The organism is Rahnella sp. PCH160 (assembly GCF_047784855.1).
In the GTDB taxonomy this organism is placed as follows: domain Bacteria; phylum Pseudomonadota; class Gammaproteobacteria; order Enterobacterales; family Enterobacteriaceae; genus Rahnella.
The window spans coordinates 2,374,013-2,395,366 of sequence record NZ_JBLOGT010000001.1 but is presented as its reverse complement, the minus strand read 5'-3'; the positions used below and the strand labels follow the sequence as shown (position 1 = coordinate 2,395,366).

General features: G+C 55.2%; 16 protein-coding genes and 1 pseudogene. 1 reads left to right on the top strand and 16 read right to left on the bottom strand.

What is annotated here, in order from left to right; all coding sequences use genetic code 11:
* Positions 1 to 129: 129 nt before the first annotated feature.
* The 8 genes from menE to ACM5QY_RS11190 form a co-directional block, all read right to left on the bottom strand.
* Complete coding sequence (gene menE / locus ACM5QY_RS11225; protein WP_416120687.1) at positions 130 to 1,500, bottom strand: o-succinylbenzoate--CoA ligase; 1,371 nt, start codon at positions 1,498 to 1,500, stop codon at positions 130 to 132.
* Positions 1,485 to 2,486, bottom strand: coding sequence for an o-succinylbenzoate synthase (gene menC / locus ACM5QY_RS11220; protein ID WP_416120686.1), 1,002 nt, complete (start codon positions 2,484 to 2,486; stop codon positions 1,485 to 1,487). Before menC ends, menE begins: the two co-directional genes overlap by 16 nt.
* Positions 2,486 to 3,343, bottom strand: a complete 858-nt coding sequence (gene menB / locus ACM5QY_RS11215) for a 1,4-dihydroxy-2-naphthoyl-CoA synthase (protein WP_416120685.1) — start codon at positions 3,341 to 3,343, stop codon at positions 2,486 to 2,488. The genes menC and menB overlap by 1 nt, the downstream gene beginning before the upstream one ends.
* Positions 3,330 to 4,127: a 2-succinyl-6-hydroxy-2,4-cyclohexadiene-1-carboxylate synthase gene (gene menH / locus ACM5QY_RS11210; RefSeq protein ID WP_416120684.1), complete on the bottom strand. Its 798-nt coding sequence runs from the start codon at positions 4,125 to 4,127 to the stop codon at positions 3,330 to 3,332. Before menH ends, menB begins: the two co-directional genes overlap by 14 nt.
* Positions 4,124 to 5,797: a 2-succinyl-5-enolpyruvyl-6-hydroxy-3-cyclohexene-1-carboxylic-acid synthase gene (menD, locus tag ACM5QY_RS11205; RefSeq protein ID WP_416120683.1), complete on the bottom strand. Its 1,674-nt coding sequence runs from the start codon at positions 5,795 to 5,797 to the stop codon at positions 4,124 to 4,126. Before menD ends, menH begins: the two co-directional genes overlap by 4 nt.
* A gap of 23 nt (positions 5,798 to 5,820) precedes the next feature.
* Positions 5,821 to 7,161, bottom strand: a complete 1,341-nt coding sequence (menF, locus tag ACM5QY_RS11200; RefSeq protein WP_416120682.1) for an isochorismate synthase MenF — start codon at positions 7,159 to 7,161, stop codon at positions 5,821 to 5,823.
* A 230-nt stretch (positions 7,162 to 7,391) separates the two neighbouring features.
* Positions 7,392 to 7,700 (bottom strand): DUF883 family protein, encoded by a 309-nt coding sequence (locus ACM5QY_RS11195; RefSeq protein ID WP_416120681.1) that lies wholly within the window; start codon positions 7,698 to 7,700, stop codon positions 7,392 to 7,394.
* Positions 7,701 to 7,803: 103 nt separating this feature from the next.
* Complete coding sequence (locus ACM5QY_RS11190; RefSeq protein ID WP_416120680.1) at positions 7,804 to 8,319, bottom strand: DUF1097 domain-containing protein; 516 nt, start codon at positions 8,317 to 8,319, stop codon at positions 7,804 to 7,806.
* Between the two features lie 408 nt (positions 8,320 to 8,727).
* Between ACM5QY_RS11190 and ACM5QY_RS11185 the strand changes: the two genes are divergently transcribed.
* Positions 8,728 to 11,115, top strand: a complete 2,388-nt coding sequence (locus ACM5QY_RS11185) for a putative mucin/carbohydrate-binding domain-containing protein (protein ID WP_416120679.1) — start codon at positions 8,728 to 8,730, stop codon at positions 11,113 to 11,115.
* A gap of 82 nt (positions 11,116 to 11,197) precedes the next feature.
* Here ACM5QY_RS11185 and nuoN read toward each other — a convergent pair whose 3' ends face one another.
* The 8 genes and pseudogenes from nuoN to nuoG all read right to left on the bottom strand — a co-directional run bounded on the left by nuoN (position 11,198) and on the right by nuoG (position 21,261).
* Positions 11,198 to 12,658 carry an NADH-quinone oxidoreductase subunit NuoN gene (gene nuoN / locus ACM5QY_RS11180; protein ID WP_416120678.1) on the bottom strand — a complete coding sequence of 487 codons (1,461 nt, stop codon included), beginning with the start codon at positions 12,656 to 12,658 and terminating at the stop codon, positions 11,198 to 11,200.
* Between the two features lie 6 nt (positions 12,659 to 12,664).
* A complete protein-coding gene (gene nuoM / locus ACM5QY_RS11175) occupies positions 12,665 to 14,194 on the bottom strand; it encodes an NADH-quinone oxidoreductase subunit M (protein ID WP_416120677.1) in 1,530 nt (509 codons plus the stop codon).
* Positions 14,195 to 14,291: 97 nt separating this feature from the next.
* A pseudogene (nuoL, locus tag ACM5QY_RS11170) lies at positions 14,292 to 16,138 on the bottom strand (NADH-quinone oxidoreductase subunit L).
* The gene (gene nuoK, locus ACM5QY_RS11165) at positions 16,135 to 16,437 is read right to left on the bottom strand and encodes an NADH-quinone oxidoreductase subunit NuoK (RefSeq protein ID WP_004936014.1); all 303 of its coding nucleotides are present in this window, start codon (positions 16,435 to 16,437) and stop codon (positions 16,135 to 16,137) included. Before nuoK ends, nuoL begins: the two are co-directional and overlap by 4 nt.
* Positions 16,434 to 16,991, bottom strand: coding sequence for an NADH-quinone oxidoreductase subunit J (gene nuoJ, locus ACM5QY_RS11160; RefSeq protein ID WP_416120676.1), 558 nt, complete (start codon positions 16,989 to 16,991; stop codon positions 16,434 to 16,436). Before nuoJ ends, nuoK begins: the two co-directional genes overlap by 4 nt.
* Before the next feature lie 12 nt (positions 16,992 to 17,003).
* Entirely contained in the window at positions 17,004 to 17,546 is a 543-nt protein-coding gene (gene nuoI, locus ACM5QY_RS11155; RefSeq protein WP_104921276.1) for an NADH-quinone oxidoreductase subunit NuoI, read from the bottom strand.
* Between the two features lie 14 nt (positions 17,547 to 17,560).
* Positions 17,561 to 18,538, bottom strand: a complete 978-nt coding sequence (gene nuoH / locus ACM5QY_RS11150) for an NADH-quinone oxidoreductase subunit NuoH (protein WP_416120675.1) — start codon at positions 18,536 to 18,538, stop codon at positions 17,561 to 17,563.
* Positions 18,535 to 21,261: an NADH-quinone oxidoreductase subunit NuoG gene (nuoG, locus tag ACM5QY_RS11145; RefSeq protein WP_416120674.1), complete on the bottom strand. Its 2,727-nt coding sequence runs from the start codon at positions 21,259 to 21,261 to the stop codon at positions 18,535 to 18,537. The genes nuoH and nuoG overlap by 4 nt, the downstream gene beginning before the upstream one ends.
* Positions 21,262 to 21,354: the final 93 nt, after the last annotated feature.

The window sequence follows — 21,354 nt, the reverse complement described above, 5'->3', positions numbered from 1 at the left end:
ACATGAATACTTAAGCATGAGTAAACTCACTAAAAAGGATCATTCATTCAGTGAGATACAAAACCCACCCCGCTGAATGAATCCATTTTTGGACATTTATATTGGAAGGAACACTTCACAGAATGTGATTCAGAGTCTGCTTATCCAAACAGCTAAGTCTTTGCGTGAGATTTTTATTCCACCATTTGACAGACTTTCAGGTAAAGCCAAATAATTTACAGGCTGTTGAAAACGCGTAAGTTTCCCCATAACCCAATCCTGTAACGTCGAAAAATCCAGTGATTTGGCAGCCGCAATGATGGCGACAGGACGCTGACCGTACTCAATGTCATTCACAGGAAGAATAAATGCCTGATGAATGCCGGGGTGTTGCAGCAAAATACGTTCAACCGCTTCGGGTTGAACATTCTCACCCCCGCAGAAAAAAACATTGTCCAGACGCCCCTGGATATACAGTTCGTCCTCATGCCAGCTACCACCGTCGCGCGTAGAGAACCAGCCATCAGCATCGGTAAGCGGCGTCAGACCGCCGTTTTTCCAGTAACCGGCCGCCAGACTGTCAGCGTGGATCAGGATTTCGTCGCCTGAAATACGGACTTTTTTACCCGCCAGTGGCTGGCCGACACCCGCCGACGCATCTGCGCGCTTCGCCGTTACGGTTGACGCGGTTTCCGTCATTCCGTAACCGCACCAGCACTGAACGCCTGCCAGTTCGGCCTGCGTAGTAAGTTCCAGCGGGATCTGCGCGCCGCCGAGCAAAACATGCCGTAAGGATGTCGGGAATGTCTGCTGTTTCAGCAATCGCCAGAGCTGCGTGGGCACCAGCGACGCATGGCTGCATTCTGCCAGCGCGGCCTCAATATTTTTATCTCCGGCCAGCACCAGCGTGGCACCGGCGGTAAGCCACCGCCAGATAATCCCCTGCCCCGAAACATGAAACTGCGGCAATGAATGCAGCCAGCTGTCGTTGTGTGCGAACGGAATCAAACCCAGAACGCCGCGTGCGCTGGCAAGATGAGCGGAAAGGGTATGCGCAGCGGCTTTCGGCAGCCCGCTGGAGCCGGAAGTGAGCGTCATTGTGGCAATGCGCTCCGGCTGCCATGAAACACAGTTGACGGAAAACGCGTTACGCAAATGCAGCGGCGTCTGGCTCAGGGAAAGCGGTTGTCCTGTCAGATCCAGAACAAAACTGATATCCAGCTGTGGCAATAATTCTTCGCAAAGACTCTGCGGCAACTGCGGATTCAGCGGCAGTAAACGCGCGCCAGCCTGCAACAGCGCCAGATAGCTGAGCAGCGCATCCAGACTGTTTTTACTGCGCAGCACAACACCCGCGCCTTCACTGACGCCCTGCTGAATAAATCCGGCGGCCAGCGAATCGACACGATGCTGCAAATCTCGCCAGCACCAGGTGATATCACCGGCTTTCAGCGCCACAGCAAACGGCGAGCGGTTTGCCCGTTCACGCCACGGCCAGTCATTGATCATTTGCTCTGCCATGCGATTTCCAGTTGAGAAACATCCGTCAGCGGCAATGTGGAACCCGGCCATTGCCGGACCAGCTGTGCCTGCATCAAATCCAGCGTATCGAGCCCCGGCACGGCGTCGGGCGTCAGCCATTGCGCGATACGCGACAGTTGCGTCAGCCCGAGACTGGATTCTATAGACGAACTGATCACCGCTTCCAGCCCCGCCGAATGTGCCTGTGCGATCAGCTGGCGGCAGCGCAACAGGCTTCCCGTCAGCGTAGGTTTGATGATGATCGCCGCCAGACCCGGTTCGGCCTGAACGGTAAAACCGGGCTCGCGCACGCTTTCGTCCCAGGCAATCCTGATGCCGGTGGTGCGGGAAAAATCGCGGGATTGTTCACGCGTCAGGCAGGGTTCTTCGATGAAAGCGATCCGCGAACGCAGTTCTGGCGCAACGTGACGGGCAAACCCTTCGGCTTTAACCGGCGTCCAGCTGCGGTTGGCGTCGAGGCGTAAACGCAGTTCCGGCAACGCTTCCAGCAACATGCTGACATTGAGCCCGTCGCCTACCGATTCGTACAAACCGACTTTTACTTTGGCGACTTTTTTGCCAAACAAATCACCCGGCAGTTCGCCCAGACGCGCATACAGTTCGTTCGGATCGCCATGACACAGCGGCGCACAGCGCAAGCTCATCACTTCTGGCAATTCACCGCGCAATTCCGCATCGGCGCAGCTCAGGCCGAACGCCACGGAAGGTAAACTGCTAAAGGCCGAGGCGACGGCCGTCAGCGATGCGCCCTGCACCCACTGACTCAGCCCGTGCCGGGCGGCATCCTGCGCCTGCGGCAATGCTTCCTGACTAAAACCGGGCAGCGGCGCGATTTCACCCCAGCCGGTTTTATCGTCCTGCCACAGTGATACCAGCAATCCGTCGCGCGTTTTCAGACGCTGATTGCGCAGCACCACGCCCGCCTCCATCGGCAGGCTATACCGGTACACCGTGGCGCGGCGCATTATGGATTCCGCTTAAATTTGCTGAAGTCCGGCTGGCGTTTTTCATTAAACGCGTTGCGGCCTTCCTGACCTTCGTCGGTCATGTAGAACAGCATGGTGGCGTTACCCGCCAGTTCCTGCAATCCGGCCTGACCGTCGCAGTCCGCATTCAGTGCGGCTTTCAGGCAACGCAGCGCCATCGGGCTGTTTTCCAGCATTTCACGACACCAGCGCACGGTTTCTTTTTCCAGATCGGCCAGCGGAACCACGGTGTTGACCAGGCCCATTTCCAGCGCGGCTTTCGCGTCGTACTGGCGGCACAGGAACCAGATTTCGCGGGCTTTTTTCTGGCCGACGATGCGCGCCATGTAAGAAGCACCCCAGCCGCCGTCGAAGGAACCCACTTTCGGGCCGGTCTGGCCGAAGATGGCGTTATCGGCAGCAATCGTCAGGTCGCACATCATATGCAGAACGTGTCCACCGCCGATGGAATAACCGGCCACCATCGCCACAACCGGTTTCGGGCAGGTACGGATCTGACGCTGGAAATCCAGCACGTTCAGATGGTGAACGCCGCTGGCATCCTGATAGCCGCCGTAATCGCCGCGGACTTTCTGGTCGCCGCCTGCGCAGAAAGCTTTTTCGCCTTCGCCGGTCAGCACAATCACGCCAATGCCTTCGTCGTTACGGGCATCGTCGAGCGCACGGATCATTTCTTTGACGGTCAGCGGGCGAAACGCATTGCGCACCTGCGGGCGGTTGATGGTGATTTTAGCGATGCCATCGAGAGATTTGTGATAACGGATATCTTCGAATTCGCCGGTACAGTCACGCCATTCAACCGGCGCATACAGCTCTTTTTCATCAGGATAAATCATGCTCAACTTCCTTTAAGACAGGTGAATTAATGAACGCCAGCGCCTGGCGGGCAAATTCCGCCGGATTGTCACGATGGGCGTTATGCCCGGCACTGGCGACGGTGCGCAGTTCGAAACCGGACTGCTGCGCGAGATGGATAAATTTGGTGTCGGCGCTGCCACACAACCATGCCAGCGGGCAGGAAAGCAGGTGCAATTCCGGACGTAAATCCGGCTGCACCGACAGCGATGTGGAGGCCAGCATCGCGGCAACGGCGCGGGGGTTATTGCCCTCACGCAATAAAACCAGTTCCGCGCGCTGTTCGTCCGTCAGGCTGGAAAACACCGGCTGCTGATACCAGTTGGCGAGCGTTTGCGGCCAGGACTGCTGCGTGAAACGGGCGGCCCATTGCTGATCGTGATGACGGCGCTGCGCACGTTCGGCCTGACAGGTCAGCCCCGGATGTGCGCCTTCCACCAGCACGCCCTGTAAGCCGGACGTGTCGCCGTGACAGGCGTGATACAGGCTGATGCGCCCGCCCAGCGAGTAGCCAATCAGCCAGTATGACGTAATGCCCTGCCCGTTCAGCGTGTCAGTCAGCAACTGGCTGACGTCGGCAAAACCGGCGGCGGTAATATCAGAGGAACGTCCGTGCCCCGGCAAATCCACCCGCAAACACGGCCAGCCGGTCAGTGAAGGCAACAGCGGTTGCCAGTCTTCAGCGCTGCCTAACAGGCCGTGGAGAAAGACCAGCCATGGACGCCCTTCGGCTCCGCCGCTGAGCCGCGTGCAAGCCAGCGTCATGAAGCGCTGACCTCGCTGACTAAATCACGCAGACACTCTGCGCCTTCCGTTTCACTGACTTTCAGCTCGATAAGTTTTACGCTACCGTGCTGCCAGCATTCTCTGACGGCTTCACGCAACGCGCTCATGGAATCCGGGCAGGCGTAATCCAGACCAAACATCGCGGCCGCATGGCTGAATTCAACGTTCTGTGGCATGCAGTAAAAACGCTGACGCTCGGCCTCCGGCGTCGGCAACAGTGAGAAAATCTGCCCGCCATTGTTGTTCACCACGATGATGACCGTCGGGGCGGAACACTGACGCATCAGCGCCAGCGCGTTTAAGTCGTAAAGGGCCGAAATATCGCCGAGAAGTACCAGCGTGGGTTTGCAGGTTGCGCGCTGTACACCGGCGGCGGTCGAGAGCAGGCCGTCAATTCCGCTGGCGCCACGGTTGGCGAACACCGGGTAACCGGCGGGCAACTGCGCGAAAGCGTCCACAAGGCGGACAATCAGGCTGTTGCCGAGGAAAAGCTGGCCGTGCTCCGGCAGTAATGCCGGCAGCAGCCACGCCGCAGCGGCTTCGCCAAAGGTGCCTGTAAGACGATTTTCCACGGCGTTTAACGCACGCTGGGAACACTGTTCCAGCTCTTCTGCCCAGTCAGGCTGAGTCTGCGCAGGGTGCACCCGGAGCCAGTCAGACACATCGGCCTGAATACGGCGGCCACGGTGCTGCGCCGGATCCTGCCTGCCCGGCAAGGTGTCGACCAGCCAGTATTCCTCCGGCTGGCACGCGGCCTGCCATTGCAGTAACCGTTTCCCCGTCAGCCCGCCGCCAAACTGAATCACCAGTTGCGCCCGCGCCAGCACAGACTGCGCCTGCGGTGACGCCAGCCACAAGTCTGCGCACGGCAGCGGATTGCCGGTTGAAGCCTGCACGTCGCTGATCAGCGGCCAGCCGAGTTGTTCCGCCCATTGCGCCAGCAGCTCGCTTTCGCGGGCAGAAATGCGCCCGGCGATAATCACGCCACGCTTTTGCCGCCATGAAAACCAGTCGGTCTGCGCCGCCGTATGCTGCACCGGCGAATACGTCAGCCACGGCTGATTTCCCTGCCACCAGTCCCCCAGCGTTTGCAGCCAGTCCTGATGCTCACCGTTATCTTCGCCGTAAAGCGGTTCGGCAAACGGGCAATTTACATGTACGGCGCCGTGCGTCTGCTGCGCCAGCGCGTTATCGAGCGCCGAGACCAGCCAGCGGGCGCTGATTTCCGGCGTCGGGCGCGGTAAATCCAGCGTTTCGACGGGATGGCTGGCAAACATGCCGGTCTGGCGGATTGCCTGATTCGCACCGCAATCGATGAGTTCTGCCGGACGATCGGCGGTGAGCAACACCAGTTTTTCACCGGTCAGCCCGGCTTCAATCAGCGCCGGATAGAGATTTGCGACGGCGGTGCCGGACGTCACAATCACCGCCACACGTTGCCCGCTGGCTTTTGCCAGACCGAGCGCCAGATGGCCGAGACCGCGTTCATCAAAATGGGTGTGGCAGATCAGGTGAGGATGCGCGGCGGCCGCAAGGGTCAGCGGCGTGGAACGGGAGCCGGGAGCGATACAGACATGCTGCACCTGATGGCGGGTCAGTGCTTCAAGGATCAGCGTCGCCCAGCGACGGTTAAAGACGGCAACAGACATGGTCAACTCACTCCGGCAAAAGATTATCCGGCCTGAACGGCAGGCGTGTAATGCTCTTCCAACAAAGTACGCAAACCTGCGGCTTTGTTTTCGATTTCCTGCCATTCCTGTGCAGCGTCTGAACCGGCGACAATCCCCGCCCCGGCGTAAAGTTCCAGATGATGCCCTTTCACCGCCGCAGAGCGCAGCGCTACGGTAAATTCACTTTGTTCGGTACTGAGATATCCGGCTGAACCGGCATACCACCCGCGGTCAAAAGGCTCATAACCGGCGATAAATTCACGCGCCGCCTGACGCGGTAATCCGGCCACTGCCGCCGTGGGTTGCAGACGTTGCAGGCATCCGGCGTCATCAGCTTCGGCGAGTTCGCCGTGAATGCTGCGGCGCAGATGCTGCACTTTACGCAACCGCAAAATTTCCGCGGGCATGACATCCAGAGAATGCGCCCCGCCCTGTAAACGCTGGCAAATGTCATCAACCACCAGCAAATTTTCGCGCTGATTTTTGCCATCATTGAGCAGCCATTCCCCCAGCGTCTGCGCTTCATCATCATCGGGATGATTGGCGACAGTGCCCGCCAGCGCTTCGGTGAATAATTCGGTATGGTCGCGCAGAAACAGACGTTCCGGGCTGGAGCCCAGAAAAGCCTGCTGCGGCGTAAACGCCAGCATGAAGTGATAGCAGTGATGATTCACTTCGCGGCTGGCGGCAAGAAAAGCGCAGGCATTCAGCGGCTGGCTGAGCGTTAAGGTGGTTTTGCGGGCGAGAACAACTTTGTCGAATTGCTGCTGTTCAATGCAGGTCAGCGCCTGTGAAATCAGTTCGTTCCACTGCGGCTGAGCGGGCAGATGCTGGTGCTGTATGACGCGGGAAGTGATCGGCGGCAGATCGCGACTGGCGACCAGCGAACGCAGGAACAGACGGGTGCGGCGCGCTTCATCACGCAATGAACGGATACTGAAAACGGTACAACGCAGCCAGTAGGTCGTCCCTTTACGGCAGAGTTCAATGCGTGGCAGGAAGAGTGCGTTGGCGGAAAAGTCGGCGTCATCGTTGTCGGCGTTGAAAGCGTTTAGCCCCCAGAGATGCAAATCGGGAACATCCTGATGCTCGCGAATAAAATCCTGCGCCTGCGACATGTTGCCAAACGCGCAGGCATCGCCACACACGGCGGCTTCTTCATCGCCATCACGCTGCTGCCAGTAGAATTTCGGGTAGCACGGTTGTGCGGATAACCATTCAAGCAGGCCGGTATCAGGCTGTTTTTGCAGGGAATAACTCAACTGCCGGATGCCCGCAGTATCAGGCCATTCGCCTGCGAGCGCTGTATCAAGCTGTTCAATGATGGCTGATATTTGTTTCACCGCTACCTCGGGCCATACCGGATGTTTTGTGACGGGCAGAAATACCCTTCTGGATCAAAAAACGGGTTGGATCAATTACGGATGAATTATGCGGCGATACGAAAAATGAAAATATGCGACAGATCAAGCTGAAGTGAGTGATGTTAGCTAAGAAGGAGTATAGGAGGAGAGAAAGGAGTAATCAAACGTAAGGCAGCAGGAGCAGCGAAAACCGCTCCTGCTCAGCGGGATTAGCGACGCAGAAGCAGGCCAACCACCAGACCGACGGCCGCGCCAACACCGACGCCGTGCCATGGGTTTTCGCGCACATAGCTGTCAGTTTGTTCTGCAACCTGACGGGCTTTTTTGCAGTAAGAACGAGCCTGCGGATCGATGCGTGATTTGATATCTTTCAGTGCATTTTCCGCACGGGCTTTGATTTGAACATACTTCTCATCAGCTTTATCACCGGAAGATTTCAGCACTTCTTCCAGCGTTTCAGTCAGCATACGCAAATCGTCATCTAACGAGTTCTGCTGTGTCTCAAATTGGTCAGCCATGGTTATCTCCTTATGAGGTGAACGTTCATACTGCCTATAACCCTAGCGCAGAACGGGATGGAATGCCCGCAGGATCCGCATAAACCGCCGTAAATTCGGGGTTTTAAGAACCTTCTGACCCTTTAGCTTTCACAAAAACAGCCCGTTTTTCCGGCTGCGCACGCGGTTTTTCACGCTTTTTTGCCAGCCATAATCCGCTGTTTTTCATCGCATAACCAAATACCAGCCCCACCAGCAGTGACACCACCACCTGACGCCAGTCGCCCTGCGCGGCAAAGGTCGCACACGCGCCGATAAAGGTACCCGGCACAAAAGCCAGCCATTGCTGCCAGGCCTGAATACACATCAGGAAGGCCACAACGCCGGTCAGCATATAGCCGAGGATGCTCAGTTCCGGGCGCATCGCGCTGCCCGCAATAATGACAACCGCCCAGAAAACGCCGCTCATGCAGGTCAGCGTGCTGATCACGAGTCCGCGTAACCCGCCCTGCGGACAGGCGAAATATGCCGTGCAGCCCAGGAAACCTGCCCAGCTGATCAGACCCAGACTGACCGCCACCCAACCCCACAGACCGGAGAGGATCCCGGTGGTGATTGCGATCATCACTAAAATATTCATGTTTAAAACCTGCACAAATTTGAACAAGCGCGCAGTTTACGCATTGATGGGAAGAATGGAATGGGTAAGATCACAAATTTGATGTAATGACTTGCTGAACGTACATATAAACGTGACCCGCATCACATAAAACGCTCTTTTCAGGCTCAAACCTTCCCCTGACTGCTGCGGGAGCGTTTTCAAAGATCACGGCTAAAAAAAGCCAATCATAACGTTATATTTTATGAGTCATCTTTTTTATCTTTCCATTTTTATTTGTGATGGCTTATTAGTCGTTATTATTATCAGACGCAGAAAACCATTCCTATAGTGGCTCCGTAGCTAATTAAAACCGTTCAAATGAAATTCAATGAGCAGAATTTTCAGCTCTCTGTTTCATTCAGACAATAACCCCACGGAGTCGCCAGCATGAGCAATATTACACTGACTAAAACACTTTATACGTTGCAGGATCCCACCTGGTTAAAAAAAGCGGGAATCGATAAAGGTATCAATCACGATAAGCAGCGCCTCGACCTGATTCTCGCCGCAGGACAAACTCTCACAATCAAACAAACCAACCCTAAATTCACGGCGCCGCTGACGCTCTGGCTGCTGAACGCCGACAGTGCGACAGAGAAGTCGTTTACCGTGACCAGTACTTCAACGGACATCAGCTTCACGACGACCTCCGTGCCGTTCATCACGACCCCTTACACCACCGAAGCACCGGTTATCGAATATAGCTTCCCAAGCGATGCAAAACCGCTGCCGGTATATCAAGAAAATGCTGATGAATTTCCTTTTTTCCAACTCTGGGATTCCATAGATGCTGAATTCGCAGTGATATTTTCACCGTTCATTCAGATTCTGGTACCTAAAATTGATAAAGCAAAAGTGAAAAACACCGGAATACAAAACAATTTAAAGGGTGTCATTGCAAACTATAAAAAAATATTCGAATTCTATAATAATCTGATGGGTATCAGCTTTAATCCGGACGTCGCTACCGATAAAAACATTCCCAATCGTTATTTTGCCAAAGCCGATTTGCACGGCGCGGGCGCGGCTTACTACAGTTCATTATGGGTGGCTGCAACCAGTTCCAAAATTTCGGATTGCTGGTTGGGAACGATTGACAACTGGGCTGCCCTGCATGAAATTGGCCACGGGTATCAGGGCGCGTTTATGTCCGATCCGGTGTTTACCACCGCTGAAGTGTGGAACAATATTTTTGCCGCCAGTTTTCAGAATCTGGTGTTAGGTGATCAGGTTTATGCCAAGGGCTGGTTATACAACTACGGCAAAGTCGATTCCACTCTGTCTGTTATTAACAAAAACCTGGCCGACAATAAGCCAGTCAGCAGCTGGGATTTGCGTTCAAAGCTGTTTTTTATGATGCAGCTTAAAGATAGCGGTGGCGATCCTGCTTTCACGGCTTTTTATAAACATTATCGCGTTCTCGCCAACACCGCAGGCTTTGCCGCCTCCGATTACTTGCTGCTGGATTTACTTTCCGACAGTTATCTCAAAATTGGCAGGGTTGATGTCACGCCCTATATTTACCGGGCAGGCACCACGTTGTCGGACAAACAACGTGAGATTAATCTCTTCAGCAACGGGGAACCTGCTTACCCGCTTTCAGAGTTAGTCAGTACTGAGCAGGCCAGTGCGCTGAAAACCAGTCTCCATCTGCCTTCGGTACTGTCTCTGGTCACTTCTACGCAGCTTGCTTCAGCGGCGTTAAAGGGTGACCTGACCCTCACCTTTACTATCGATGATATGGCTCAGATTAAGGGAGAGAAAACTTTCCTGCGGCTGAATGATGCCAGTCAGCCGGTACAAACCGGCACGCCCGATGGCAACTCACTGACGTTTTCTCAAATCCCGGTTGGCGCTTATAAACTGCAAACGCCGACCGGCAAGAGCGTGAAATACTTCCAGGATAATCATTACGCTATCGTAAAAAGCGGCGTAAACACACAGACGATAAACTATGTGGCAAAAGCCGGTGCGGTGCTGGCCAGCCAGTCATTCAGCTTTTTAGGTTTAGGTAATGTTCCGTTTTGTAATCTGAAAGTCGATCAGGTCAAGCAAACTGTGGTTATCGATGTCACTCACATATCCCCGCACTCGTACTTCCCGGGCGAAGCCTATGCCAAAATTGAGATTTACGATCTCAGCGGTAACATTATCTTCACCCGCACGATGAATGGCGATAAAACCACGCTTTCGCACGACGAGGTTCCTTTCAGCGCCAATTACCGCATTGATATTTTCCATGCGGAAACACCGAGCCGCCTGAAATTATCACCGTCGTTTGCTGGCGTGATAAATACGAAGTCCAATAACAACAGCTTTACAGTGACGCCTGCAGGGCTTATCAATGTTTCGCTGCAAAACGATCCTTTTGCTCCGCTGGCGGTCAGTATCGCTAAGCAGGCAGAAGTGGTCCGGGCGAATCCGGCCATACTGGCCGCTGAATATGCGTCGTCGAAAGATGATATTTATATGGCGATTTCGCTGTTCAGCAGCCCGCAGAAAGAACAATTGCTCGAAGACTATCGCGACGTTATTTCCACTCATAACAGCCTGAAACTGGATCCGGTCATCCTGCCAAACAGTTTTACACTGGACCTCCGGGCTGCGGCAGACGGTGAAGAATTCACTTACGAAGCCACTGTTACCACCGGCGGTTGTGAAGCTTCAGCGGGTAAAATACTTGCTGCCAGCAAGAGTGAAAAACCGTCCCTGAACGTCATCATTACCGACCAGAAAGGGATCGTCTTGTTCAGATATCTGCATCAAAACCCGTGAAACTTTTGTCGCCTTTATTCAGGAAAATCCCTAATAAAAAAGCCGCTCATGTGAGCGGCTTCGTCATGTATTTCACAGGCTGTCAGAGCAGCGGTTGAGCCATCTGCACCAGCGAAATCAGCGGTTGCGGGAAGATACCCAGCAACAGCACCAGAATCGCGGAAATCAGCACCACCACGCCGCCTGCCGTTAACGCCCAGTTGTTCGGGGTGTCACGGACCAGCGTTTCCGGCGCGCTGAGATACAGGCTCACGGTCACGCGCAGGTAGTAGTAAAGACCAATCGCTGAACCAACCACCACAGCACCGGTCAGCCACCACAGATGTGCTGTCACACCGGTCGCAATCACGTAGAACTTACCGATAAAGCCGAGCGTCATCGGGATACCGGCCAGTGACAGCATCATCACGGTCATCACCGCTGACAAAATCGGTTTGTGCCAGAACAGACCTCGGTAGGAGAACAGCGATTCTGCGTCCGGGCCTTTGTACGGGCTGGACATCAGGCTGACCACACCAAACGCGCCGAGGCTGCTGAACAGGTAACCGGCCAGATACACACCGACGGTTTCCATCGACAGCTGATGCGTTTGCACCGCAATCAGTGCCACCAGCAGGTAACCCAGGTGAGCGATTGACGAGTAACCGAGCAGACGTTTGATGTTGCTCTGGCTGATCGCCATCAGGTTACCGACCAGAATCGAACAGAAGGCGATAATGCCCAGAACGATACGGATGGCTTCGCTGTCAGCCACCGGTGCGTACAGGAACAAACGCATAACCACGGCAAAGATAGCGATCTTGCTGGCGGTGGCCAGGAAGGTCGACACCGGTGCCGGTGCGCCCTGATACACATCCGGCGTCCACAGGTGGAACGGAACCAGTGACAGTTTGAAGCCCAGCCCCACAATCATCATACCCAGACCGGCCATCAGCAGTGGCTGGTGCAGCATCTGTCCGTCGCCCAGATTTTTGCCCAATGACGCGAAGGACAAATCACCGGACTGTGCGTACAGCAACGCCATACCAAACAGCAGGAATGAAGAGGCAGCCGCGGACAGCAGCATGTATTTGATAGCGGCTTCGAGCGAACGCTTCTGGCGATAGGCGTAACCGATCAGGCCGAACAATGGCAGGGAAATCAGTTCGATCCCCAGGAACATTGACGCCAGATGGTTAGAACAGGCCAGCAGAATGCCGCCCATGGCCGCGATTAGCACTAACAGATAGAACTCTTCGCGGTTGTCCGGATAACCGGCCAGCCACGGGTAAGCAAACGTACTGGTTGCCAGACTCGCCAGCAACACCAGCCCGGTGTAGAACATCGAATAACCGTCGACACGCAGCAGCGGTGTGACGTCCTGCGGCCCGACCTGCCCGACGTAGTAAAGGGAAAGTAAGGCAACGTTCAGCCCGATGACTGTCAGTGTGGCATTGAGAAAATGGTCGCGTCGCCACGCAATGGACAGCATCACCACCACCACCGTCAATCCGACGATCATCAGCGGTAACAGTGCGATCAGATTTTGAAGTGTAAATGTCATGGCGAGTTACGGCCTTGTCGTTGAAATAGTGGAAACTGATGACCCGTACCAGTGCTGAATGTTGCTCATCGCTGCACTTGATGTATCCAGAATGGGCTGAGGGAACAGGCCCAGCGCCACCAGTAATACCACCAGCAACAGGATGATCGACAGTTCGCGTGAGGTCATGCCCGGCAGCGGTTCGTCAGATTTTGCCTTGCCGTAGTAAGCGCGCTGCATCATCGCCAGAGAGTACACCGAGGCGAACACCAGGCCGAAGGTCGAGATGACAGTGATCACCGGCACAACCGGGAAGCTGCCGAACAGGATCTGGATTTCGCCGACGAAGTTACCGGTACCCGGCATCCCTAAGGTTGCCACGGCAAAGAACAGTGACAACACGGGCAGGTATTTAATGCGCCCCCACAATCCGCCCATCTGGCGCATATCGCGGGTATGCAAACGTTCGTACAACTGACCGCAGATGATGAACATGCCGGCTGCGGACAGACCGTGTGCAATCATCTGAATCACTGCGCCCTGGTACGCCAGCTGGCTGCCGGTGTAAATCGCAATCAGCACGAAGCCCATGTGCGAAACCGAGGTGTAAGCAATCAGACGCTTGATGTCGGTCTGGCAGAACGCCATCCACGCACCGTAGAAGATACCAATCACACCCAGCCACATGGCAATCGGCGCGAACTGATGAGAGGCTTCCGGGAACAGTGGCAGACAGAAACGCAACATCCCGTAGGCCGCGGTTTTCAGCAAGATACCGGCTAAGTCAACGGAACCGGCTGTCGGTGCCTGACTGTGCGCATCCGGTAACCAGCCGTGCAATGGCACAACCGGCATTTTCACCGCGAAGGCGATGAAGAAGCCCAGCATCAGCAGATATTCAACGTTATGCGACATCGGCGTTTTCAGCAGGTCGGCATAGTTGAATGTCCACACACCGGTGGCGTTGTAGTGCACGAACACCAGTCCGAGGATGGCAATCAACATCACCAGACCACTGGACTGCGTATAGATGAAGAATTTGGTTGCTGCGCTGATACGCGTTTTACCGTCTGATGCTTTGTGACCCCACAAGGCAATCAGGAAGTACATCGGCACCAGCATCATTTCCCAGAAGAAGAAGAACAGGAAAAGGTCGATGGCCAGGAACACGCCGATAACGCCGCCGAGGATCCACAGCAGGTTCAGGTGGAAGAAGCCCTGATATTTCTGGATTTCACGCCACGAACAGAGGATCGCCAGCACGCCAAGCAGGCCGGTCAGCACCACCATCAGCAGGGACAAACCGTCCAGTGCCAGATGGAAGCTGATGCCAAAACGTGGGATCCACGGCACCGAGAATTCGGACTGCCACTGTGGAATGCCCGCAGGCGTCGTTAATGAATATCCTCCCTGCAACCACAATTGCACGGAAAGAGCCAGCGTCAGCCCCATCGCAATTAACGCGATCCAGCGCGGAACTTTGCTCCCAAAACGCTCAGTCTGCCAGCACAGCAGCCCGCCGATAAAGGGGATAAATATTAGCCAAGGTAATAGCATGGCGTGTCGTTCCCTTCTTTTATGCCCGAAGGCTATTTCACTTGCCGGCCCGTTACACCAACGGGCCGGCATTGACAATTACACCCGTAATGCAGGCTTAAATCACCAGCAGCAGCGCCAGAACAACCACTGCACCGAGCCCCATTGACGCGACATACCAACGCACCTGACCATTTTCACTCAATGTCAGACCACGGTTACCCAGACGGGCAAAGATCGCAGGCAGATTCATCATTGAGTTCAGCGGGTCACGTTGCAGAAGTTTCGCCACTAGCAGATACGGTTTGACGAAAATCATGTCGTACAGCCAGTCGAAGCCCCAGGCATGGAACCACCAGGTCGTGAAGAAACGGCCCGGTGCGCTTTTCGCGATGCTGTTAACCAGTGAGCGTTTACCCAGATACAGGGCAGCCGCCAGCAGGATACCGGCAATCGCAATCACGCCAGAGGTGATTTCCAGGGTCAGCACGCTGCCATGCGCCAGCTCAGTAGTTTCCGGCAGAACGCCTTTCAGTGGCGGAACAATCATCGCGCCAATGAAGGTGGACAGAACCAGTAACACCAGCAGCGGCAGGTGGTGAGTGATGCCTTTACCCGCATGTGCTTTAATTTTCTCTTCGCCGTGGAACACGATGAAGATCATGCGGAAGGTGTACAGCGAGGTCATAAATGCACCGACCAGACCGGCAACCATCAGGTTCAGGTGGCCGTTAGCCAGCGCACCCGCGAGGATTTCATCTTTACTGAAGAAGCCCGCAGTGATGATTGGCAAGGCGGAAAGCGCTGCGCCACCGACCAGGAAGCAGATATAAACAAGTGGAATGGATTTACGTAATCCCCCATCTTGAAGATATTTTGCTCGTGGTGGCAGGCGAGAATGACCGAACCGGAAGAAAGGAACAGTAAGGCTTTGAAGAATGCGTGCGTCATCAGGTGGAAGATGGCGGCATCCCACGCCTGAACGCCCAGCGCCAGGAACATGTAACCAATCTGGCTCATGGTCGAGTAAGCAAGAACGCGTTTGATATCGGTTTGCACCAGCGCCGCAAAACCTGCGAGCACCAGCGTCACCGCACCAATAATACCGACCAGATGCAGAATCTCCGGCGCCATCAGGAACAGGCCGTGAGTACGTGCAATCAGGTAAACACCGGCGGTCACCATGGTCGCGGCGTGGATCAGCGCGGAAACCGGTGTCGGACCGGCCATGGCGTCTGCCAGCCAGGTCTGCAACGGAAGCTGTGCAGATTTACCCACTGCGCCACCCAGTAACATCAGGGTTGCCCAGGTAATTGCCGTGTCGCCAATCGCCAGTTTCTGCGGTGCCAGCACCATCAGTTCACGGAAGTTCAGCGTACCCAGTTCGCGGTAAAGGATGAACAGTGCGAAAGCCAGGAACACGTCACCGACGCGGGTCACAATGAAGGCTTTCATCGCCGCTGCGCCGTTTGCCGGAGTGGAGTAGTAGAAACCGATCAGCAGGTAACTGCACAGGCCCACGCCTTCCCAACCGAGGTACATCAGCAACAGGTTGTCTGCCAGGACCAGGATCACCATGCTGGCGATAAACAGGTTGGTGTAGGCGAAGAAGCGTGAGTAGCCTTCTTCACCGCGCATGTACCAGGACGCGAACATGTGGATGAAGAAACCGACGCCCGTGACCACGGACAACATGGTCATCGACAAACCGTCGAGCGTCAGCGTAGCGGAGATATTGAAATCCCCGACCTGCATCCAGTTCCACAATGTCTGATTGAAGATTTCAACGCCCGCCGCTTTTTGGCTGAGGAAGTTGATGCCGACATAAATGGTGGTCAGTGCAGCCAGACCAATGGAACCTACGCCCACCGTGGCTGACGTATTTTCAGACCAGCGACCGCGTGAGAAGGCCAGTAAAACAAAGCCGATCAGCGGGAACAGAATTGTTAAATAGAGTAAGTTCATCCGCGCATCTCACTGACAGTATCAATATTCAGGGTATGGCGACGGCGATACAGTTGCAGCAGCAACGCCAGACCAATACTGGCCTCCGCCGCCGCCAGACTGATGGCCAGAATGTACATCACCTGCCCGTCCGCCTGACCCCAGTAGCTTCCCGCCACGATAAACGCCAGCGCTGCCGCGTTGATCATCACTTCCAGACTGATCAGCATAAACAGCAGATTACGGCGAACCAGCAGGCCGGTCAGCCCCAGAACAAAGAGAATTGCAGCCAGAATCAGGCCATGTTGTAGAGGGATCATGCTCTCTCCTCCGTTTTTCTTTTCGCCATTTCCGTCGTGGCCGGCGCGTCACCAAAGACTTCGCCCGCTTTATGCTCACGACCAATGTGGAACGCTACGACCAGACCGGCCAGTAGCAACATGGACGCCAGTTCAACCGCCAGAACGTAAGGCCCGAACAGCGCGATACCGACAGCTTTCGCGTCAATCATGTCGCCTTTGATGCCGTGTTCATGCAATCCGAGAATCGACATGATCATGACTACCAGAAGGATGACCGACAAAATTGAAGGCCCGATCCAGGTCGCGGGTTTCAGCCACGCACGTTCCTGTTCCTCGACGTTGCCAAGGTTCAGCATCATCACCACGAACACGAACAAGACCATGATGGCCCCGGCGTAAACGATAATCTCCAGAGCACCGGCAAAGTAGGCACCGAGCGAGAAGAAGACCGCAGCAATCGCCAGCAAAGAGACGATCAGATACAGCAATGCATGTACCGGATTGGTGTGCGTGATAACACGCAATGTCGCCAATACGGCCACCAGGGCTGCAATATAAAATGCAAATTCCATGCTTGCGGCTCCTTAAGGCAACAGACCTTTGACGTTGATCGGTTTGGCTTCGTTTTCAGCTTCGCCTTTCGGCTTACCGTCAACGGCCATACCGGACATCCGGTAGAAGTTATATTCCGGATATTTACCCGGCCCAGAAATCAGCAGATCTTCTTTTTCGTACACCAGATCCTGGCGCTTGAATTCACCCATTTCGAAGTCAGGCGTCAGCTGAATCGCCGTTGTCGGGCACGCCTCTTCACACAGGCCGCAGAAGATACAGCGTGAGAAGTTGATACGGAAGAATTCCGGGTACCAGCGGCCATCTTTATGCTCTGCTTTTTGCAGAGAAATACAGCCTACCGGACACGCTACCGCACACAGGTTACAGGCAACACAGCGCTCTTCACCGTCGGGATCGCGGGTCAGCACGATACGGCCACGGTAACGCGGAGGTGGATTGACCGGAACTTCAGGGTACATCTGGGTTTCGCGCTTGGCGAAGGCGTGTAAGCCTATCATCCACAAGCTGCGAACCTGGGTACCGAACCCGACCACTATGTCTTTCAATGTCATGGTTTCATCACCCCTTATTGCGCGTTGTACAAGATGACCGCAGCGGTCGCCAGCAGATTAAGCAAGGTCAATGGCAGGCAAACTTTCCAGCCAAATGACATTACCTGGTCGTAGCGGGGACGCGGTAAAGCCGCACGGATCAAAATGAACATCACCATGAAGAACGCTGTTTTCAATGCAAACCAGATAACCGGATACAGGAACGGCCCCTGCCAGCCACCGAAGAACAAGGTGACGATCAGCGCAGAAACAGTCACGATACCGATGTATTCCCCCACGAAGAACAGACCGAATTTCATACCGGAATATTCAATGTGGTAACCGTCGGCCAGTTCCTGCTCGGCTTCCGGCTGGTCAAACGGGTGACGGTGACACACAGCCACACCGGCAATCGCAAAGGTCAAGAAACCAAAGAACTGCGGAATGATGTTCCAGAGGTGTTCCTGCGAATTGACGATGTCTTGCAGGTTGAACGAACCCGCCTGCGCCACAACACCCATCAGCGATAAGCCGAGAAACACTTCGTAGCTCAGGGTCTGGGCCGATGCACGCATCGCCCCCAGCAGCGAGTATTTGTTGTTACTGGACCAGCCAGCAAACAACACCGCATAGACGGTCAGACCGGCCATCATCAGGAAGAACAAAATACCGATGTTCAGGTCTGCGGCGAACCAGGTCGGGCTGACCGGCACGATCGCAAAGGAGATTAACAGGGACGTAAAAGCAATCATCGGTGCCAGCGTAAAAATGGCTTTGTCGGTGAATTTAGGAACCCAGTCTTCCTTGAAGAACATCTTGATCATGTCGGCAACGAGTTGCAGGGAACCGCCCCAGCCGACACGGTTTGGTCCGTATCGGTTCTGGAACAGCCCCAGCAAGCGGCGCTCGCCGAAACTCATGAAGGCACCGCAGGTCACGACGACCAGCAGGATCACAACGGCTTTCAGGATAGCGATCAACGAATCGATCACAACAGGTGTAAACCAGCTCATTGTGCTGCCTCCCGCAGATTTTCAATCGTTGCGCCAACCAGCACCGGCGGAATACCCGGTAAGCCCAGCGGCAGGCCAAGCTGGCCCTGACTGAGGGTTTCACTCAGACGAACCGGCAGTTTAAGCTGCTGACCGGCGCAGGTGAACTCCACCTGAGAACCGGCATTTACGCCTAACTGAGCGGCATCGGCCGGGTTAACCATCACATAAGGTTGTGGCATACGCTGCTGAATAACGGCAGAACGCTGCGTCATTTCTTCACTGCCGAACAGGTGATAGTAAGGCGCAACACGCCAGTTATCGCTCTGCGCAGTAAAGGCCGCCGGAATACCGGTGAAGTAGTCGAGGTTACCCTCCCCTGCTTCAATCAGACGCACACCCGGATCACCGTGGCGCAGACTGCCGCCGACTTCACTCTGGAATTTGTTCCAGGCTTGCGGTGAGTTCCAGCCCGGCGCCCAGGCGAATGGCACCTGATTGCGGTTGGCTGTCGGGCTGTTGTTCCCTTCCATCGAGAAGGCAAACATGGTGTCTTTATCCTGCGGCTGACGCGGTTCGTGCACGCTGATGTTGGCGCGCATTGCGGTACGGCCACTCGAACGGTGCGGAGAACGTGCCAGTTTCTGACCACGAATACGGAAGCTGGCGTTTGGCGCGGCTTCCACCATGCCTTTCAGCTGTGGAAGTGCTTCAACGCAGGCGTCGATAACGTGATCAAGCTGAGTCCAGTCCACATGACGGCTGTTGATGGTGGAATGCAGCGAGTGCATCCAGCGCCAGCTTTCCAGCATGGAAACGGTGGTGTCGTAGTAAGCCGGGTCATAAACCTGGAAGAAGCGCTGTGCGCGGCCTTCCTGATTCACCAGCGTACCGTCGCTTTCGGCAAAACTTGCCGCAGGCAGGATCAGGCTGGCTTTATCCATGATGCGGGTACGCTGATGGTCAACGACCAGCAGGTTCTCCACTTTCGCTAATGCCGCGTCCACATTCGCTGCCGGAGCCTGACGGTAAAGGTCATTCTCCATCACGATGGCGCTGTCAGCGTCGCCGCTTGTCAAAAGCTCAAGCGCGTCATCCAGCGTGCCGCCACCAATCATCGACAAACCGATGCTGTTGGCCGCAGAAGCCACGAAGGTAATGCCGACATTGCTGCCCGCCACTTTCAGTGCTTTCGCGATGTTGGCTGCTGCTTCGATAATCGCATCAGAACCGGCGTTAGAACCGGTGATGATCAGTGGCTTGCGGGCACCGGTCAGCGCCTGCACGATCACGTCGATTTTTTTGTTCAGGCCTTCAGCCAGATCAGTGACCGCCGGAGCTGAATTATCCAGCGCATGGGCGATGGCAAAGCCGAAACGTGCCTGCTCATCGACCGGCGCGCGGTAATTGTAAGCCGCGATATCATCAAGCTTGGTGTTGTCCACGTTCGTGATGAACAGCGGATGCTTGGCGTGCTGACCAATGTTTTGCACCGCCGCAATTTGCCAGTCGGCAACACGTTGTGCCGCCGCCATCGCGCGCGCTTTACCTTTCACCGCCTGACGGACAGACAGCGCGATACGTGCGCTGGTCTGGGTCAAATCTTCGCCCAGCACCAGAACTGCATCATATTCTTCAATTTCACGCAGCGCTGGCGTGTGAACGCCGCTGTTGCGCAGAACGTTGAGCATCAGTTGCAGGCGCCCTTGTTCTGCCGCGTTAATGCCGGTGTAGAAGTTTTCTGCCCCGACCAGTTCACGCAGCGCAAAGTTGCTTTCCAGGCTGGCACGCGGAGAACCGATACCGATGGTTTTCTTCGCCTGACGGATGATATCCGCCGCGCCCTGCATCGCCTGTTCAGCGTTCAGTTCGATCCAGTCGTTGCCACGCAATTGCAGGGGTTTCTTCGGACGATCTTTCAGGTTCACATAGCCATAACCGAAACGACCACGGTCACACAGGAAGTAGTGGTTTACCGTACCGTTGTAGCGGTTTTCGATACGACGCAGTTCGCCATAACGCTCGCCAGGGCTGGTGTTACAGCCAACAGAACATTGCTGGCAGATGCTTGGCGCAAACTGCATGTCCCATTTACGGTTGTAGCGTTCGGAGTGCGTTTTGTCGGTGAACACGCCTGTCGGACAGACTTCTACCAGGTTACCGGAGAACTCGCTTTCCAGCGGGCCATCTTCCGGGCGACCAAAGTAGACATTGTCGTGCGCGCCATAGACACCCAGATCGGTGCCGTCCGCGTAGTCCTTGTAATAACGGACGCAACGGTAGCAGGCGATACAGCGGTTCATTTCGTGAGAGATGAACGGACCGAGATCCTGGTTGTTATGGGTTCGTTTGGTAAAGCGGTAACGGCGCATACTGTGGCCGGTCATCACCGTCATATCCTGAAGGTGACAGTTACCGCCTTCCTCACACACCGGACAGTCGTGCGGGTGGTTGGTCATCAGCCATTCCACGACGCTTTCACGGAATTCTTTCGCTTCTCCGTCGTCGATGGAAATGAAGGTGCCATCAGACGCTGGTGTCATACATGACATCACCAGACGACCGCGCGTGTCTTCCGCATTTTGGTATTGCTTAACCGCACATTGGCGGCAAGCGCCGACGCTTCCCAGCGCCGGATGCCAGCAAAAATAAGGAATATCGAGGCCGAGAGAGAGGCAAGCCTGTAACAGGTTGTCCGCTCCGTCTACATCGTATTCTTTGCCGTCTACATGAATCGTAGCCATAGTCAGCATGCTTCCACGTGGCCCACCTGACGGCGGGCGTTAATCAAAAATTCTTGCCGGGTTGGCGTCTGTCCTGTTGGCAGCGCGTCCCTT